We start from the raw sequence: 17,648 nt of genomic DNA, 5'->3' as shown, positions 1-17,648 counted from the left end.
GAACCTAGCGGGACTCGAACGTGTGTCACAAGTCGATGCAGCGGAGATCACGTCAAAGTCACAGAGTTGACAGAGTGTCACTTTCCTGGGCGGCGGCTCCCGGGGTGAACTCCACCGGAAGCGTCCGCAGTCCGCGCATGATGAGCCCGCCGCGCCAGCGCAAATCGGCAGCTTCCCCCGCAAGTCGCAGGTCCGGAAGGCGTTTCAGCAGCGTGGCGAGCGCGGCCTGTCCCTCCAGCCGGGCGAGCGGTGCTCCCAGGCAGTAATGGATGCCGTGTCCGTAGCCGAGGTGCTGATTGTCACGCCGCGAGAGGTCCAGGGTGTCGGGAGCGCCGAACCGTTCGGGGTCCCGGTCGGCGGCGGCGAGCACCACGAGTACCGGGTCCCCCTCCGCGATCCGCTGCCCGCCGATCGTCAGCGCCTCTGTGGCGAAACGCCAGGTCGCCAGCTCCACCGGGCCGTCGAAGCGCAGCAGTTCCTCGACGCCGGTGGCCAGCAGCTCCGTCTCGCCGGCCGCCAGGGAGCGCTGGAGCCGTTCGCGCTGCTCCGGATGGCCCAGCAGGGTGTGGACGCCGTTGCCGATGAGGTTGACCGTCGTCTCGAAGCCGGCGAACAGGAGGATGAAGGCCATCGCGGCGGCCTCGTTCTCGGTCAGGTGCTCGCCGTCGTCGCTCGCCCGGATCAGCCCCGAGATCAGGTCGTCCCCGGGGTTCTCGCGCTTGCGGTGGATGAGTTCGAGCAGATATCCGCGCATCTTCTTCACGGAACGGGCCACCCCGCCCCTGGGGCCGCCGCCGTGGCGGATCATCATGCCCGCCCAGTCCCGGAAGTCGTCCTGGTCCTCGCGCGGGACGCCCAGCAGGTCGCAGATCGCGTAGATGGGGAGGGGGAAGGCGAACTCGTGGATGAGGTCGGCCTCCCCCTTCTCGACGAAGGAGTCGATGAGGCGGTCCGTCAGCTCCTGCACGCGGGGCGCGAACTCCGCGATGCGCCGGGGCGTGAACGCCTTCGACACGAGACGCCGCAGCCGGGTGTGGTCGGGCGGGTCGATGTTCAGCAGATGCGTCATCAGCTCCGCCTTGCGCTCACCCGGGATGCCCGTGCGGCCCTTGGCGTGCGCCGGCCCGGCGTGGTGCGCGGGGTTCTTGGAGAGCCGCGTGTCGGCGAGGGCCTGCCTGGCGTCCGCGTACCGGGTGACGAGCCAGGCGTCGACCCCGCTGGGCAGCGTGGTGCGGTGCACGGGGCTGTGCTCGCGCAGCCAGGCGTACGCGGGGTACGGGTCGGTGGCGAACTCCCAGGTGAAGAGTTCGGGGGCGGGCGGCACGGCGTCGGCCGGATGGGCGGGGCAGGTGTCGGCGGGGCTGTCGTTCACCCCCCGACGTTATCCGCCGGCCGGGACCGCTGTGCCGGGGCGGCTGTCCGTCGCCCTCCGCCGCCGCCCTGTGAGCTACCCGTTGCCCTCCGCCGCCCTGATGGCGTCGCGGTAGGCGCGGCCCGCCGCGCGCAGGGCGGCCTCCGGGTCGGTGCCGTCCTCCTGGGCGCGGACGGCCAGGGCGAGGAGCCGGTAGCCGATGCCGTCGCCCTCGGGGAGCGGCACGTCGAGGCCGGCGGTGCGGGCGCGGCCGGCCAGTTTCGCGGCGAGCGCCAGGGCGGGCTGGCCGAGGGGTACCCCGTCGGTGACGGACTCGCGCTGCTTCTCGATCGCCTTCGTCCGCAGCCAGTGCGCGTGGACGTCCTCCGGGGTCTCGGCGGTCTCGTCGCCGAAGACGTGCGGGTGGCGGTGGATCAGCTTCTCGACGAGCGTGGCGGCGACGTCGTCCACGGAGAAGGGCTCCTGCTCGTCCTCTTCCGCGATGCGCGCGTGGAAGACGACCTGGAGCAGTACGTCACCGAGCTCCTCGCGCAGCTCCTCGCGGTTGCCGTCCTCGATCGCCTCGACGAGCTCGTACGCCTCCTCGATGGCGTACTTGGCGAGGCCCTTGTGGGTCTTCTGCGAGGTCCAGGGGCACTCGATCCTGATCCGGTCCATGACCTGGACGAGATCGAGGAGGCGGGCACCCGGCAGATCGTACGAACCGGGCAGCAGCTCCAGGTCCGGCATCTGGACCCGCCCCGAACCGGCCAGCCTCGCCAGCCCGTCGGTCAGCGGCTGGTTGCCCTCGCCCCCGGTGAGGACGACCACGGTCCGGCCCCCGGCGCAGGAGGCGACGAGCTCCTCCGCGTCCGGGACGGCCTGCTCGACGGTGATGCCCGCCTCGCGCAGATACGGCAGCTGCGGCTGGCCGGGCTCCCCGCAGAGCACCCGGTCCGCGGCGTGCAGCGTCTGCCAGGCGGGCCAGGACAGGAGTCCGGGGGCGACGCGGTGGCTGGCGGTGAGCAGGACGATGCGGCCGGGGTCTTCAGCGTTCACGCTGCGAATCTACCCGGCCGCCCGGCCGCTGTTACGCCCCGGCCTCCGCGGGGGCCCGGTCGGGCTTGGTCACCTGGTTGATCCAGGGGGCCTTGTAGTCCGCGAGCTGGATCTGCTTGTTGTCCCAGCTGCCGTAGCGCGGGTTGACGTCGACCTTGAGGGCCTTGGAGGCCTTCGTCAGCGCGTCGCCGAGGACCTTCGTACCGGCCGGGGTCGACGGGTCCGCGCCGAGTGCCTGGGAGAGCTTGGTCAGCTGGATCTGCTCGCGCAGGAAGGAGTCGATCTGGCCGGGTGAGATCCAGCGTTCCTGGAGCACCGCGGCCCGCAGCCCCTTCTCCCCCTTGTACTGGGCGACGGCCGACTGCCGCATCTGCTGGATCTCGGCGCGGCTGACGGTGACCCCGGCGTCCGCGGAGGCCCGGTCCAGGACCCGGTCCAGGATGATCCCGTGCAGTTTGGCGCGGACGAGCTGGCCGGACTGGTCGGTGGTCTGCGCCGCCTGCTTCGAGGTGTCCTGGGCGTCGCGCACGTCCGCCACCTGGGCCTGCACGGTGGACACCGCGATCCGGTCGCCGCCCACGACGGCTGCCGCGCCGGGGTGGGCCTGGCTGCCGCAGGCGGAGAGGAGCGGCGCTGCGACGAGGGTCACGGCGGAAACGGTGAGCGCGGTGCGACGGCGGTGCAAAGGAGCCTCCCGAGGAGATTGTGCGGCGGTGCACAAGGCCTTGCGTTGATCGATGTTAGGCAGTGGAACCGGTGTGGGCCACTGATTCGGCTGATTCGACCAACGATTCGGGAGGAGTTGGGGATGTGGGCTCCCCGAGGCCCGGTCGGCGCGCCGGTCAGCGGACCGGTACGGAGGGTTTCCGGGGTGCGTCCGGCCGCAGCATGATCGTGCGCGAGACCACGAAGGTGATCGGGATGGCAGCCGCCGCCGCGACCAGCGGGGCGTACCGGCTGCTGAATCCGGCCAGGTCGACGAGCAGGTAGACGCCGCCGGTGGTGATGACGAAGTTGGCGGCGTTGGTGAGCGGGAAGAGCAGGAACTTCCGCCAGGTGGGCCGGGTCCGGTAGGTGAAGCACGAGTTGAGGAAGAACGAGCCGGTCATGCTGAGCGCGAACGCCAGCACGTGCGCCGCTATGTACGGCAGCCAGTGCAGCAGGACCAGGTAGCAGCCGTAGTACGTGGCGGTGTTCACGGCGCCCACGAGGGCGAACCGGGCCAGTTGTGTCTTGACCGTCATCGGCGTACGGACTCCAGGGGTTCCGGTGCCGTTCTCGGGCCGCGGGTTCCGGTGTTGGTGGCCTGCACCAGGTAGTGCGGGCGGCGCTTCACCTCGTAGTAGATCCGGCCGACGTACTCCCCGACCACCCCGACCATCACCATCTGGACCCCGGCGAGGGCGGTGACGGCGACGAGGAGGGTGACGTATCCGGGGGTGTCGACGCCCCTCACCAGGGCGACGCCGACGATCCACCCGGAGTAGACGAGTGCGAGGGAGAGCAGCAGCAGTCCGAGGTAGAGCGCGGCGCGCAGCGGCTTGTTGTTGAACGAGAGCAGTCCGTCGAGCCCGTAGTTGAGCAGCTTCCCGAAGGTCCAGGCGGAGCGGCCCTCCTCGCGGACGGCGTTCTCGTAGCTGAACGTCTTGGTGGGGAAGCCGACCCAGGCGAAGAGGCCCTTGGAGAAGCGGTTGTACTCGGTGAGTTCGAGTACGGCGTCGGCGGCCCGCCGGGAGAGCAGCCGGAAGTCGCCCACTCCGTCGACGAGTTCGACGTCGACGAGGCGGTTGATGAGCCAGTAGTAGGCGCGTGCGCTGAGGGTCCGGGTGACGCGGTCGCCCTTGCGGGTGCGCCGGGCGATGACCTGGTCGTAGCCGTGCGCGTGTTCCTCCAGCATGCGGCCGACGAGTTCCGGCGGGTGCTGGAGGTCGGCGTCCATGATGACGACGGCGTCGCCCTCGGCGTGCCGGAGGCCGGCCAGCATGGCGGCCTCCTTGCCGAAGTTGCGGCTGAAGGAGACGTAGCGGGCCCGTGGGTCGACGGCGGCCAGCTGCCGCAGGATCGGCAGGGTCCGGTCCGCGCTCCCGTCGTCCACGTACACGAGCTGGAACTCATGACCCAGCCGGGTCATCTCGTCCGTCACGCGTTCATGGAAGCGTTCGAGTATGTCTTGCTCGTTGAAGCAGGGCACCACCAGCGAGATCAGCACCCATGCAGATCAGCCGGTCAATGTGTCGCGAACGGATGCCGGGCGTGGCCCGGGGGCGACCATTGGGTGAACTGGCCCGTGGCGCCCGGGATTCAGCCGCCCCTGACCTTGCGGCGGCGGTCCAGCTGGCGGCGCAGTTCGGCGGGCAGCGGGTGGTTCGGGCCGTATCTGCGCTCGGTGTCGTAGAGCAGCGACTGGAGTCCGGCGGTGGCCGCCGTGTGGTCGCCGAGCGCGAGCAGGAGGTGGCCGATGCGGTGGCGGATCTCGTAGGAGCGGGCCGGGTCGTCGCCCGTCGCGTAGCGGTTCTCGTAGTACGGGAGGACGGCGCGGTACTCCGCGAGCGCGGCGGCGGGCTCGCCCAGTTGCTCCAGGCACTGCGCGGTGTCCTGGCGGAACTGGAGGGTCTGCGGGTCGGCGGGTCCGGCCTCGGCGGCGCGGTCGTCGGCGAGGCGGCGCAGTTCGGGCAGGGCGCGGCGGTACTGGCCGTCGTCCATCAGGGTCGCCGCGTACTGCTTGCGCAGGATGCGGACGACCGGGGAGCTCTCGCCGTGCTGTTCCGCGGCGGCCGGGAGGATGCCGCCGAGCAGGTCGACGGCGTGGGTGATCCGGCCCTCGCCGAGCAGTCTCTTGACCTCGTCGACGGCGGCGGCGACATCGGGCCGTGCGGGCGCAACCGGTGCGGGGCCGGCGGCGGGCGGGGTGGTGGCGCGGTCGGGCCACGGGGCGTGCGGGCGCAGGAAGGGGCGGGTCGGGTCGAGCGGTCCGCCGGCCGGTCCGCCGCCCCGGACGGGGAGCAGCGGGGCGAGGCTCTCGTAGACCTCCTGGACGCCGGACGGGCGGTGCTGCGGGTCCTTGGCGAGCAGCCGGAGCACGAGCGCTTCGAGCGCCTCCGGGATGTCGGGCCGCAGCTTCCGGACGGGGACGGGCGCTTCGTAGAGGTGGCGGTGGAGCACGCCCAGCGCGGTGGATCCGGCGAACGGCACGTCGCCGCTGAGGAGTTCGTGGAGCAGGACGCCGAGCGCGTACAGGTCGGTATAGGGGCCGACGGCGCCGCCCATCGCCTGCTCGGGGGCCATGTAGGCCGGGGAGCCGATGGGTGAGCCGGTGTGGGTGAGGCGGGTGGTGTCGGTGTCCAGGACGGAGGCGACCCCGAGGTCCAGGACGAGGACGGTGCCTTCGGGGCGCACCATCACGTTGCGGGGCTTCAGGTCGCGGTGGACGATCGGCACCGCGTGTACGGCGCTCAGGACGGCGCAGAGCTGGGCGGCGACGGCGACGGCCCACTGCCAGGGGTACGGGGTGTGCTCGGCGAGATGGTCGGCGAGGTCGGCGCCCTCGACGTGACTCATGACGAGGAAGAGCTCGTCGCCGTCGCTGCCCGCGTCGTGGACGGTGACCAGGCCGGGGTGGTCGACCTGGGCGGTGACCCGGCACTCGCGGACGAAGCGGCTGCGCAGTTCGGCGGCCGCGTCGCTGCCCATGGGGCCGGTGACGCGGTCGGGGCGCAGCAGTTTGACGGCGACCCGGCGGTCCAGCCGCTGGTCGTAGGCCGTCCAGACCTGGCCCATGCCGCCCTGGCCGAGGACGGCCGCCAGCTCGTACCTCCCGCCGATGACGCGACCGCTCACCGGCCCTCCTCCTTGCGGAGGTAGTCGCTCAGCTCGTCGAGTTCGGCGCGGACCTGCTCGATGCGCTGGGGCTGCGGGTGGGGCTGGTGCGGGTACGGGGGCTGTTGCGGGTGTGCGGGCTGTTGCGGTTGCGCGGGCTGCGGGAAGGTCTGCTGCTGGTGCGGGGGCCGCGGGGTGGGGCCCGGGTTGCCGGTCACCGGGGTGGTGGTCGCGTACGCGTACCCGGGCGCCGGCGGCACGTATCCGCCCATCGGGTGCTGCTTCGGCACGTGCGGCCCCTGCGGCCCGTAGTGGCGGATCTCCGCGACGAGGTAGTACACGGGAGCGGCCAGCATCGCCACGAGCAGCAGGGGGATGAGGACGAAGTCGATGCCGTGGGCTTCGTGCTGGTCCCGGCCGATGCCCAGCACGATCCCGACGACGAACGCGAACCCGCCGCCGGCCAGCCACCAGTCGGAGGCCCTGCGGCGGACGAACGCCAGCCGGAGCAGCGGGGCCCAGAGCAGTATCCCGATGGAGAACACCGAGAGCGCGCAGAACAGCACCCGCATCGACACGATCCAGGCCCGCCCCGGAACTCTGGGCGGAACGCTCTGCGGATAACCCGGCGCGTACATGGCTGCTCCTGGACACCTGATCGTGGAAGGTCCGCGCACACGGGCGTACGCGCAGCTCCGAGGGTAGAGGGCGGCACCGGCCGGCGGACCGGGGTTGTACCGAACCGTTGTGGTTCCGTACAACCCCGGTCCGTCTCCCGGCACTCCCCGGGGCGTGTCCTAGAGGCGCTTCGCGCTGCGCAGGGTCGCCGCGTAGTAGCCGTTGCCGTCGAGGCGTGAGGTGCCGCCCTTGTCGCCGATGGTCGGGCCGTTCACTTCCTCCCGGCTGGAGACGAAGATCAGGTGGCCGTCCGAGTCGTGGCCCATGTACATGCCGATGTGGTCCAGCCGCTGACCGGTGCGCTGGTCGAGCTTGAAGAAGACCAGGTCGCCCGGTTGCAGCACGTCGATCGAGGTGGGCCGGTCCGCGGGCGAGATGCCCTTGAGCGGGATGACGTCGGCGCCGAGCTTGGAACGGGCGATGCCGTTGGCGGTGCGGGGCAGTCCGTCGCCCTGGCCGTCGAGGGGGGCGAGCGGGTAGCGGGCGCGGTAGCCGAAGATCGTCCGCATGAAGCCCGAGCAGTCGATGGCCCGGTAGCGGGCCTTGTCGGGCTGGCGGGTGACGCCGTTGCGGAAGGTGTACGGGATGCCCAGGTAGTCGAAGAAGTCCGACTGCTCCAGGCGCAGGTCGTTGCCCTCGCTGCCGACCGGGTTGATCGGTCCGAACTGGGCGTCACCGGCGTAGGGGACGCCCTCGTCGTCCTTCTTGAGGGGCGCGCCCTCGACGTACTGGAAGGCGAAGGCGAACAGGTCGTCCTCCTCGCTGCCGTAGTAGGTCTTGAACCAGTCCTTGAACCACTGCTGCTTCTCGGAGCCCTTCTTCCACTTCTCCGGCATCAGCCGCACCCAGTTCTCCGTGACCACCCGGGACTTGGTGTTGGTGGGCTCGGCGAAGGTGCGGGAGGGGCCGGTGAGTGTGGCGGTGCGGGCCTGGTCGGTGAAGGTGGCGAGGACCTTGCCGCCGGCGTCGCGCAGGACGGAGCGGGCGGGTGCGTTCAGCCGTTCCCAGGTCTCCTTCCCGGACTTCAGCGTGGCGCCCGCCGGCTTGTCCGTGATGGCCTGGACGGCGGGCGCCTTGGCCTGTTCGTCCTTGCGGAGCTCGACGGTGAAGTACGCGCTGGCGGCGAGCAGCGCGACCACCGTGACGCCGTGCAGGATCTGGCGGGGGCGCTTGGACTGCTTGGTACGGGGAGCGGTCATGAGATCACCTCAGGCAGACGGGAGGGCGCCGAGCAGGATGCCGGCGGTCAGGACGACGTAGGCGAGCAGCGAGACCGAGCCGGTGGCCAGCAGCGTCGCGCCCTTCGGCTGGCGGACCAGCTGGTAGGCGATGAGACCCGGGACGATGAAGCCGAGGGTCTGGTTGGCGTACATCAGGGGGAATTCCACCTGGAGCACGATCATCACGGTCGCCTGGAGGATGACCCCGGTCAGCACCACCGCGGAGAACAGCCGCTTCCCGTAGAGGATGACGACCTTCTGGAGCAGCAGCACGGATACGTAGGTGAGGACGGTGACGCCGACCACCATGGCCGCGCGCTGGAGGTCCTCGACGAGGGTCAGCGCCAGCCAGCCGGGGGTGATCATGCCGCCGGGTGAGAGGTTGGTCGTCAGGTAGCAGACCAGGGAGAACATCAGGCCGAGCGCGATGCCGATGGCGGCGATCTCGGGCGTCAGGACGGTGGGGATCAACGGGGGTCTCCTGCGCTGTGCTGCCGGCTCTGCTGGTCTGGGTCCTGCGACGGGTACGGGGCCGGGGGCTGCTGCCCGTCCGGATGCTGCTCCCCGTGCCGGTAGGTCTGCTGGTGCTGCTGGTGCTGGGGGTCCGGGTGCACGGCGGGCTCGAACATGCCGCGCGGCCGGGACCGGGCCGGTACGGGGGCGGACACGGCGGCGATTGCCTGTGTCTGCTCCGCCTCCGGCTCCGGCGCCTGCGTCTGTGTCTGGTGCGGTGCCGGTTGCGGGGCCTGGACCGTGGGGTGCGGCTGGTAGCGGGTCTCGTACGCCTCCGGGTAGGGCGCGTACGGGTCCAGGTGCGGCCGGTACTGCTGGAGCGGCAGCGTCTCGTCGTGGCGGACGTGCTGCGGGGCGGGCTCGTCCGGCCGCTCGTCCGGGGCCTGCCGCGCCCACTCCTGCGGGGCCTCGCCGGGGGTCTCGTCGGGCGTCTCGTCCGGGGTCTCGTCGGGCGGCAGTTCGCTGAGGTGCTCCAGCAGCAGTTCGCCCTGGCCGTGGATGTTGCCGATGGCGATCAGCGAGGAGTCGGGCCCGAGGCCGCCGAGCAGCTCGCGCATGAACTCCTCCGGGTCGCGCCGGTCGCCGCCCAGGTCCACCGCGCGGCCGCGCCACTCGGCGGGGATCGCGTCGATGGCGCTCTTGGCCGGGTGGCCGATGACGAAGACCTTGTCGGGCTGGAGATCGGGGATGATCTCGCCCATCTGGCCGTTGCGCTCGACCCGGTCGGGGCGGCAGTTGATGACGACGTTCAGCGGGCGGTGCACGGCGCCCAGGTCCAGGAGCTGGTTGACGTTCATCAGCGTGGACTCGGGGTCGTTGGCCGCGAAGACGTTGGCGAACCGCAGCTTCTTGCCGTCCGGCGTCACGTACCGCTCGACGGAGAGGACGCCCGGGTCCGGCGGGGCGTCGTACATGCCCTGGAGCGCGGTCTCGCGCTCCACGCCGAGGAGTTCCGCGACCTTCAGCGCGATGGCCACGTTCTCCTTGAACGTGAACCAGCTGAAGCCGCGCAGCTCCGCGTCGCTCACGGTCTCGGGGTCGGCGTAGATCAGCTCGCAGTCGCGGGCGTCGGCCTCCTCCTGGAGGATCGCGAACCGGTCGACCTCCGCGGTGACGCAGATGCCGCCCTCCGGCATCGACCGGCAGAGGGAGCGCGCCACGTCGTCCAGGGTCGGGCCCATCTCGGCCAGATGGTCCTCGCGGACGTTGCAGAGCACACCGATCGTGGACCGGATCAGCTTGGACTGGTTGATCTCCTGGAGCGCCGGCATCACCGCCATGCACTCGATGACCAGCGCCTGCGGGTCGTACGAGGCGGCGCGGCGCACGATGCCGATCTGCTCGACGACGTTGGCCAGCCCGAACTTGCGGTAGACGGGCTCCTCGGTGGCGTCCGGGTGGATGAACCGGGCCGCCGTACCGGTGGTCTTGGCGACGGTCACCAGATCGCCGCCGCGCAGCGCTCCGGCGCAGAGCCGGGTGATCGAGGACTTACCGCGGATGCCGTTCACCAGGACCCGGGCGGGTATTCGCTCCAGGTTGATGAAGTGGCGTCGCTGCTCGACGATGCCCGCTATGAGCAGGATCGCGCAGCACACCACCAGCACGGTGTAAAGGAACAGCACGGCCGGTCAGGTCCTTTCGGCGTAGGTCGTGGGCGCCGTCGGCGCGGGCTCGCGCTTCTGCTGCGCCGGGAGCTGCTGGCGTACCAGCTCCAGGGAGCGGGTGACGGCGCCGACCTCGTCGTGGTGGCGCGGATAGAGGACGGTGCGCCGGTCGCCGCCGGCGAGCGCCTCCGCCTGGTCGGCGAGGGCGCGCAGCGGGCGTACGACGACGATGTGCAGCCAGCCCAGGCAGGCGATGGCCGCGGCCATCCCCAGCAGCCCGGCGAGGACCGTGAGGTTCTGCCTGCGGTATTCGGGGATGGCGAGGGAGCTCGCGGGCTGCCGGCTGACCACGGTCCAGCCGAGGCTCTTGGCCGCCCCGCCGCCGACGAAGGGCGCGGCCGCGGCGATCTGCACCTTGCCGCCGTCGCGGTACAGGATGCCGCTGGGGTGCATGCTCATGCCGGTCTTCTGGTTGGTGCCGGCGACGAGCGTGCGCAGCCGTTCGCCGGGCAGCTTCTGGAAGGCGCGGTAGCCGGTGTTGCCGCCGATGATCCGCTGCTTGTCGTCGACGATGCTGACCTGGCCGAGGCCGGGCCGCTTGAGCAGGCCGTTGATGAACTCGATCCGGAACTCGCCGACGACGGTGGCGCCGTCGCGGCCGGGTATCCCGGCGTCACCGACGATGACCGGCTTCTTGCCGGAGTCGTTGAGCACGTGGATCGGTCCGCCGTCCGCGGCCTTGCCGACCGGCTCGTGCGGGGTGTCCCCGGCGTGCGCGACGACCTTCCCGGTCGCGTCGACGACGTACAGCGACTGGTAGCGGTCGTGCTCCAGGCGGGTGCGTTCCAGGACGGTGCGCATGTCGGCGGGCGAGGTGTCGGCGCCGATCAGGGTGGCCACGGAGAGCAGGTCGGCCTGGCCCTCGTTGAGGGCGCGGCGCACCCGGTCGGTGAGGGTGTCGGTGCGCTCGCGCTGGTCGTTGACCAGCTGCTGGGGTACGACGGCGGTGGCGTCGGCCCGGTTGAGGAGCAGCAGCATCGGGGCGCACCAGGCGAGTACCAGCACGCCGCAGACGACGAGCAGTCCTCGGGTGCCGACCCGGCCGCGCCGGGGCGGCTCCGTGGAGCGGGGCTCACCCAGCAGCTGGCGGCGCAGCCGTTCCAGGGAGCGCCCGATCCGGGCGGCCTCGCCGTACGAGGGGGCGCTGACGGGCCGGGTGAGGTCGCCCCGGGTCAGCCGGCGGCTCTCCAGGAAGAGCCGGATCAGCGGCCGCTGGACGGTGCCCAGGAGCAGCGCGACGGCGAGTGCGCCGACGAGGACCAGGGCGCCCGCGGCGACCAGGCCGAAGAGGGGGCCGGCGACCGCGGTGGGGTTCTCGGCCACCGGGACCATGGAGACGACGCTGAGGCCGAGGCCGGTCGCGATGGTGGGCTCACCGGGCTGGGGACCGGCGAGCGAGGCGTAGCCGGCGACGTTGCGGTCACCCGTGTGCACGCTGCCGAGCAGGCTGCCGCTGACGCCGGGGAAGCCGCCGGAGCCGGGTTCCTTGGCGGAGAGGGGGTGCTGGCGGACCTTGACGGAGGCGGTCTCCGCGAAGCTCTTCAGCTGCTTGTTCGCCCGTTTGGCGTCGGCGCGCTGGGTGTCGGTGAGCAGCTGCTCGGGCTGCGGGATGCCGTCGCTGGAGAGGATCGCCGCGTCCGCGTCGATGACGGCGATGGAGCGGAACTGGCCGAGGCTGATGCCGGGGAACCGGAGGTTGCTGGAGGCGACCAGGAGCTGCTGCGGGGTGCCGGGCCAGGAGAGCAGGGCGAAGGAGAGCAGCCGGGTCTCGCCGTTGGCCAGCCGCACCATGCGGGGGCCGAGCGCGTCCTTGCCGCTGAGCTCGGAGGTGTCGATCGCGGTGAGGGGGACGTTCTCGCCGCGGGCGGCGAGCAGCTTGCCGGAGGAGATCTCGACGACCGCGGTGCCGGTCCACTTCTGGTAGACGCTGCTGATCTTGTCGAGCACGGCGTCGGGCGAGACCGGGTCCGCGGCGTTGAACAGTCCGGCGGTCCGCCCCAGGTCCGTGAAGCTCTCGTCGATGGAGGCGCGCAGCGCGATGGCGCCGTCCTCCGCGAACTGCTGCTGGGAGGTGAGCACCGCTTCGGGGACCCGGTCCTGCACCGTGCGGCCGAGGCCGAGCGCGGTGATCCCGGCCAGCGCGAGCAACAGGGCCGAGAGGACCGCGATGGGCGGCCTTATACCACCCAGCAACGACATATCGGCCCGGCGGCGGACCTTGTGTCGCCGCTTCACAGGCGAGGCGGCCATGGTGGATCCCTTCTGGAACTTCTTGCGGTTCTGGTGCTGGTGCTTCGGCGCCGCGGGGGCTGTCGACACCGCAGGGCGAAGCGGGACTTCCGTGTGATGTCAGGAGGCTCAGGGCTTCGGCGCAGGCGGACACACCCGAAGAATCGAACGTCCACGCGGAAGATCATGACTCGTTCGTATACCGAACGGTTGTAGCGAAAGGGATGGTTGTGATGCAGGCCACTCGAATCAGGCCATGGGGGCGTTCAGGTGAACCAAGCGGACATCCAGAGTTCATCGGATCGCCATCACTGACGGCCGGTCAGCCGTGCGACAGGCCGGTCAGCCCTCCGACGGGCCGGCCGGTCCGTGAGCTCGTCAGCCGGGCAGGCTCTCCAGGGGTTCCAGCCCGTCCTGCGCGGCGCCCCGGTTGAGCATCGTGCCCTGCGTGCGCTCGAACGCCAGCCGGTAGCGGGCCCGTTCCTCCGCCGTGAGGTTCTTGTCGTCGCGCAGCGCCTCGGCCACATCGATGAGCCGGTGGTCCTTCACCGCGTCCTCCGGTGCCGGGTTCACCGGGTCCGCCTCGGGCGGAATGGAGACGAGCGTCGGCACGTACCGGGCCCGCACGTCCCACGACTTGCCGCTCTTGTGGAACTCGAACCAGCCGATGATGCCTTCCTCCGTCAGCCCGGACGGCACCTCGTGCCGGGCGACCTGATTGCCGAGTCCGTACGCGATCCAGGTCCCGTTGATCTTCTCCATCGGCTGCACGACATGGGCGTGGTGGCCGATGACCAGGTTGATGCCGGTCTCCCGGGCGATCCTGCGCGCCAGCTTGATCTGCCCCGAGCTCGGCTCCGGGTGGTGCTCGCGGCCCCAGTGGATGCTCAGGATGACCACCTCGGCGCCGGCCGCGCGGGCCCGCTTCTCGGCGTCCTTGATCCGGGCGAAGTCGTTCTGGTTGACGATCCAGGGCGTGGCCTTGGGGACCTCGCGCCCGTTGAAGCCGAAGGCGTAGGAGAGTTGGGCGACCTTGACGCCCTTCACGTCCATGATCAGCGGCTTGTCGGCCTCGGCCCGGTTGCGTGCGGAGCCGGTGTGCTTCAGCCCGGCCTTGTCGAGGGCGTCGAGGGTGCGCTTCACACCCGCCTTGCCGTGGTCGAGGGTGTGGTTCGACGCGGTCGAGCAGGTGTCGTACCCGATCTGCTTCGCCGCGGTGGTGATCTGCGGCGGCACCAGGAAGTCCGGGAAGCTGCGGAACGGCCCGTTCGGCTTGCCCACGACCGGCTCGAAGTGGCAGATCGCCAGGTCGGCGCGGGAGATGACGGGCTTCACCCCGGCCATCAGCCGGTAGAAGTCGAGCCCCTGCTTCCCCTCGGCCTTCGCGTCCTTGCGGGCCTGCTCGATCAGCGGCGGGTGGATCAGGATGTCGCCGGCCGCGGCGACCGTGAACGTCTTCCCACCGCCCTTGTCCTGACCTCCTCCGTCGGACCCGGCGTCACCGCCCATGAGGGAGCAGCCCGTGGCGGCCAGCGCGAGAAGCACGGCCACGGCGGCGCGAGAGGTGAAGGGAAGATAAGGACGTCGGGTCACCCATGTATTTTTACTTGAATATGACGAGCAAATGGGCCAAAAGTTCGACCGTCTCTGCAACATTGCTGGTCACAGCTGTTGTAGCCGCTGTTGTGGTGCTCGTCACTTCCTCCGGAGGAGGGGGTTCGGACGGGGACCGGCCGCAGCGTGCCCGGCCGCGGGACGGTGTCGACCTGGCGGCCAGGATCGACACGTTCACCCGGGACACGATCCGGCGCAGCGCGTTCCACCCGCCGACGGCCCTGGACCGCCGGACCATCGCGGACGGTGTCGGGCTCTACCTCGACGGCCGTCACAAGGACGCCGCAGAGCGCCTCTCCGAGGTCGATTTCGGGGTGGCCACGTTTACGGACACCGCCACCGGCCGGCCCTTCGCGGAGATAGCCGACCGGGCCCGGGAATCCACTCGCGGCTGGGGACGCGTGTACATCGACCTGTCCCGCCCGGCCGCGACCTGGTCCGTCCAGGTCCCGCACCCGGTCGCGGACGCCGACAGCGAGAAGCTGGGCATCGGCGCCTGGCGGGCCACACCGGGCGGGGTCATGGTCCTGGCGGGCGCCAACCGCAGGGCGGGCGAGGGTGACGCGGCGGACGTGGCCCACCGCAGGGACACCGTCTTCCACGCGGTCTGCGCCGAACTGGTCGCCCACCGGCTGCCCGGCATCCAGCTCCACGGCTACGCCGACTCCACCGAACCGGACTACGACGTGATCGTCTCCACCGGAAAGGGCGACCACGGCCGCTCCTGGGGCGAGAGCCTGTTCTCCGCGCTGCGGCGGGAGGACTTCGAGGTCTGCCGGGTCTGGGTACGCCGCTGCTCCCTCGAAGGCCGCACCAACATGCAGGGCCGGACCGCCGCCGAGGCCGAACTTCCGTTCCTGCACGTAGAGTTCAGCCGTTCCATCCGGGAGTCGCCGAAGCGGACCGCGCGTGCGGTGACGGCGATCGGCGAGGCGGCGGAGCAGCTGGCGCGCAGCGCCCGGCCCGCCCGTTCACAACCGGCCGCCCGCTGACGGGCACGGGCCTCCCGCCCGGCCGCCGGCCGGAACCGTCAGCCGCCGCACAGCTCCAGCATGACCTTCTTGTCGGCCGTGGTGACCGGCAGCCGGTACTTCAGCGAGACCTGGGCGAACCGCAGCGCGTACGAGCACCGGACCGGCTTGTACGGCGGCAGCCAGGACGCCGGGCCCGAGTCGCGCTTGGCGTTGTTGGCCGGCCCGTCCACCGGGATGAGGTTGAGCGGGTCGTTGGCGATCTGCTGCCGCTTGGCCTCGCTCCAGTGGGCGGCGCCCATCTGCCAGTCGTACGACAGCGGCATGACGTGGTCGATCTGGACCTTGGTGGCCTGCTGCTTGCGCCACTCGATGGTCTTGCCGGTGTACGGGTCCTTGAGGGTCATCGAGACGACCACGCACTTCGAACCGGACCTGAGCGCGACCTTCTTGCCGTCCCGCGCGAGCAGATCGTTGCGGGTGTCGCAGCCGTTGTGGGAGAGCGGTACGCCGTCGACGGAGTCCTTCCAGGCGTACCCGAACTTGTCCCGCTCGTACCCGGTCTTGGGGCCGCGCCCCTTGGTGGCGACCTTCTCGATGACCTTGCGGGCCGCCGCCCGGTCCTGGTCAGAGGTGAGGGGCGCCAGGCCGGGCTTCGTACCGTCGGCGTTGTCGAGCGGCCTGGCGCCGAAGCCGGTGACCGGCCCGCCGCCGCCGTTCGAGCCGGTGCCCGGCGACTCGGCACCGGAGGTGATCTTCTCGGGGTCGCAGCCCGTCAGGGCCAGCACGGCGGCCACTCCGAGGGCGGGAACCATCACTCGGTATGCGCGGGGAGATATCACTCGAAGCCGTCCTGACGGGGAGAAAGCCGAACCAACTCGGGAATTCTACGGACGTATTCCCCGCCACGACGTGTTCATGACCGCCTCGCACCCCGGATGCGGTCCGAATCACACCTTTCCGATGCCCAGCGTCGTCTCCGACGGCAGCATCCCGGACCCGATCGCCGCCACCCACAACGGCCCGAGCAGCTCCACGAGCCGCTCCCGCTCCTCGCCCGCGAGCTCCCGCCACGGAGCGGCGGCCGCCTCGTCGGTGCGCCGCTCGACCTCGGCGCGCAGCGCCCGACCCGCCTCCGTCGCCGTACCGTCGTCCGTCAACAGCCCCCGCCTGAACAGCCGCTGACGGGCCGCCCGCCACTCCTCCCCGCTCCACCCCCGGCTCGCGAACACCTCGGGCGGCGCCGCGCCGACGGCCGCGAAGGAGACCAGCGACTCGACCGGGTCGAGCTCCGCGTGGGCCAGCGCCGCGAGGTGCCCGTCGCCGCGGTGCTCGCGCAGGACGGTCGCCGCCCGCCAGAGCGCGAGGTGGGGTTCGTCCGGCCAGGGCAGCGCGGCGTTGGCCGCGGCGAGCGGGCGGTCCGCGGTGTCGGCCGCCTCCGTGACGCGGCGCAGGAGCGCGGCGGCCTCCACCGTGTCCGGGGCGGCGCACGCCTCCCCCAGCAGCGTCCGGTACGTACGGTCGACGGCCCTGGTGCGGGCCGCGAGCACGTCGGCGGACGACGCGACGGACCAGGCGGCGGGCACGTACTCGTCCACCATCGCCGGGCTGAAGCTGTGGAAGGTCCCGGTGACCCGGGCGGCGCTCGCGTCCCCGAGCGGGGCCGCCCGCCAGGCGAAGTAGCTCGGCCAGCGCTCGTCGGTCCGGTAGCCGAGTGCGGCGGCCTCCTCGAAGGCCTCCGGCGCGTAGTAGAGAACCGCGTGCAGGGGCTCCAGGAGGTGCCACATCTGCCGCGCGCGCCCCAACTCCTCGTTCATGTCTCCGCCTTCCCCGTACCCACGAATCTTGCCAGTGACTAGATCCCACAGACTGCCCCTCCCCCTCCAACTTGTCAATGCCTAGATTCCGCGTAATCTGCTGCCATGACGAGCACCCGCACCTACCACCACGGCGATCTGCGGCGGGCCGTCCTCACCGCCGCGCTCGACGTCATCCGCACCGAGGGCCCCGGCGCGCTGAGCCTGCGCGACCTGGCCCGAAGGGCGGGCGTCTCCCACGCCGCTCCCGCCCACCACTTCAAGGACCGCACCGGACTGCTCACCGCCATCGCCACCGAGGGCTACGAGCTCTTCGCCGACGCCCTGGCCGACGCCCCCGACCTGCGGGAGCGCGGCGTGCGGTACGTACGGTTCGCCACCGGGCACCCGGCGCACTTCCAGGTGATGTTCCGCCCGGAGCTCTTCCGTGCGGACGACCCGGAACTGCTGGCGGCGAAGGACCGGGCCTCGGCCGAACTGCGGACCGGCGTCAGCACACTCCCCGCCGCCCGCCGCGGCGAGGACCCCCGGCTCGCGGGCACGGCCGCCTGGTCGCTGGCCCACGGCTTCGCCACGCTGCTGCTGAGCGGCAACCTGGGCGGCGCGGTGGGCGACCGCGACCCGGAGGAGGTGTTCCGGTCGCTGACCGCTCTGATGTTCGAGGCGGACGGGGCCAACTGAGCCTCACCCCACGGGAATAGCCCGAGGTCTTT

16 protein-coding genes are annotated in these 17,648 nt (G+C 71.3%); 2 read left to right on the top strand and 14 right to left on the bottom strand.

All coding sequences use genetic code 11. From position 1 onward, the window contains the following. Positions 1 to 58: 58 nt before the first annotated feature. The 12 genes from ACFVQ0_RS19680 to ACFVQ0_RS19625 all read right to left on the bottom strand — a co-directional run bounded on the left by ACFVQ0_RS19680 (position 59) and on the right by ACFVQ0_RS19625 (position 14,042). Positions 59 to 1,372, bottom strand: a complete 1,314-nt coding sequence (locus ACFVQ0_RS19680) for a cytochrome P450 (protein WP_390089631.1) — start codon at positions 1,370 to 1,372, stop codon at positions 59 to 61. Positions 1,373 to 1,447: 75 nt separating this feature from the next. Then, positions 1,448 to 2,410: a nucleoside triphosphate pyrophosphohydrolase gene (locus tag ACFVQ0_RS19675; RefSeq protein ID WP_390089629.1), complete on the bottom strand. Its 963-nt coding sequence runs from the start codon at positions 2,408 to 2,410 to the stop codon at positions 1,448 to 1,450. Between the two features lie 31 nt (positions 2,411 to 2,441). Beyond that, a complete protein-coding gene (locus ACFVQ0_RS19670; RefSeq protein WP_390089627.1) occupies positions 2,442 to 3,095 on the bottom strand; it encodes a SurA N-terminal domain-containing protein in 654 nt (217 codons plus the stop codon). A gap of 157 nt (positions 3,096 to 3,252) precedes the next feature. After that, on the bottom strand, positions 3,253 to 3,654 hold the full coding sequence (locus tag ACFVQ0_RS19665) for a GtrA family protein (RefSeq protein WP_390089626.1): 402 nt from the start codon (positions 3,652 to 3,654) through the stop codon (positions 3,253 to 3,255). Then, a complete protein-coding gene (locus tag ACFVQ0_RS19660; protein WP_390089624.1) occupies positions 3,651 to 4,619 on the bottom strand; it encodes a glycosyltransferase family 2 protein in 969 nt (322 codons plus the stop codon). Before ACFVQ0_RS19660 ends, ACFVQ0_RS19665 begins: the two co-directional genes overlap by 4 nt. Before the next feature lie 92 nt (positions 4,620 to 4,711). Beyond that, positions 4,712 to 6,247 (bottom strand): protein kinase, encoded by a 1,536-nt coding sequence (locus ACFVQ0_RS19655; protein ID WP_390089622.1) that lies wholly within the window; start codon positions 6,245 to 6,247, stop codon positions 4,712 to 4,714. Further along, on the bottom strand, positions 6,244 to 6,864 hold the full coding sequence (locus ACFVQ0_RS19650; RefSeq protein ID WP_390089620.1) for a hypothetical protein: 621 nt from the start codon (positions 6,862 to 6,864) through the stop codon (positions 6,244 to 6,246). The genes ACFVQ0_RS19655 and ACFVQ0_RS19650 overlap by 4 nt, the downstream gene beginning before the upstream one ends. A gap of 159 nt (positions 6,865 to 7,023) precedes the next feature. Next, complete coding sequence (locus tag ACFVQ0_RS19645) at positions 7,024 to 8,103, bottom strand: NlpC/P60 family protein (protein ID WP_390089618.1); 1,080 nt, start codon at positions 8,101 to 8,103, stop codon at positions 7,024 to 7,026. 9 nt (positions 8,104 to 8,112) lie between these two features. Further along, positions 8,113 to 8,595 (bottom strand): poly-gamma-glutamate biosynthesis protein PgsC/CapC, encoded by a 483-nt coding sequence (locus tag ACFVQ0_RS19640; protein ID WP_073738471.1) that lies wholly within the window; start codon positions 8,593 to 8,595, stop codon positions 8,113 to 8,115. Further along, positions 8,592 to 10,262: a poly-gamma-glutamate synthase PgsB gene (gene pgsB, locus ACFVQ0_RS19635; protein WP_390089616.1), complete on the bottom strand. Its 1,671-nt coding sequence runs from the start codon at positions 10,260 to 10,262 to the stop codon at positions 8,592 to 8,594. The genes ACFVQ0_RS19640 and pgsB overlap by 4 nt, the downstream gene beginning before the upstream one ends. Before the next feature lie 6 nt (positions 10,263 to 10,268). Next, entirely contained in the window at positions 10,269 to 12,554 is a 2,286-nt protein-coding gene (locus tag ACFVQ0_RS19630) for a HAMP domain-containing protein (RefSeq protein WP_390089614.1), read from the bottom strand. A gap of 357 nt (positions 12,555 to 12,911) precedes the next feature. Further along, a complete protein-coding gene (locus ACFVQ0_RS19625) occupies positions 12,912 to 14,042 on the bottom strand; it encodes a CapA family protein (RefSeq protein WP_390089816.1) in 1,131 nt (376 codons plus the stop codon). 179 nt (positions 14,043 to 14,221) lie between these two features. Between ACFVQ0_RS19625 and ACFVQ0_RS19620 the strand changes: the two genes are divergently transcribed. After that, positions 14,222 to 15,139 (top strand): hypothetical protein, encoded by a 918-nt coding sequence (locus ACFVQ0_RS19620; RefSeq protein ID WP_390089612.1) that lies wholly within the window; start codon positions 14,222 to 14,224, stop codon positions 15,137 to 15,139. Between the two features lie 38 nt (positions 15,140 to 15,177). On the opposite strand, the gene ACFVQ0_RS19615 is transcribed toward ACFVQ0_RS19620, so the two are convergent. Together ACFVQ0_RS19615 and ACFVQ0_RS19610 are read right to left on the bottom strand one after the other, a co-directional pair. Then, complete coding sequence (locus tag ACFVQ0_RS19615) at positions 15,178 to 15,933, bottom strand: HNH endonuclease family protein (protein WP_390089611.1); 756 nt, start codon at positions 15,931 to 15,933, stop codon at positions 15,178 to 15,180. 135 nt (positions 15,934 to 16,068) lie between these two features. Beyond that, positions 16,069 to 16,935, bottom strand: coding sequence for a hypothetical protein (locus ACFVQ0_RS19610; RefSeq protein WP_390089609.1), 867 nt, complete (start codon positions 16,933 to 16,935; stop codon positions 16,069 to 16,071). Positions 16,936 to 17,040: 105 nt separating this feature from the next. Here ACFVQ0_RS19610 and ACFVQ0_RS19605 point away from each other — a divergent pair, with 105 nt between their 5' ends. Next, on the top strand, positions 17,041 to 17,616 hold the full coding sequence (locus tag ACFVQ0_RS19605) for a TetR/AcrR family transcriptional regulator (RefSeq protein ID WP_390089607.1): 576 nt from the start codon (positions 17,041 to 17,043) through the stop codon (positions 17,614 to 17,616). The last annotated feature ends 32 nt before the right edge of the window (positions 17,617 to 17,648 follow it).

The sequence above is a fragment of the Streptomyces sp. NPDC057900 genome (assembly GCF_042887885.1).
Taxonomy (GTDB): domain Bacteria; phylum Actinomycetota; class Actinomycetes; order Streptomycetales; family Streptomycetaceae; genus Streptomyces.
Note: the sequence above shows the minus strand (reverse complement) of the source record. Positions and strands in the feature narration are given on the sequence as shown.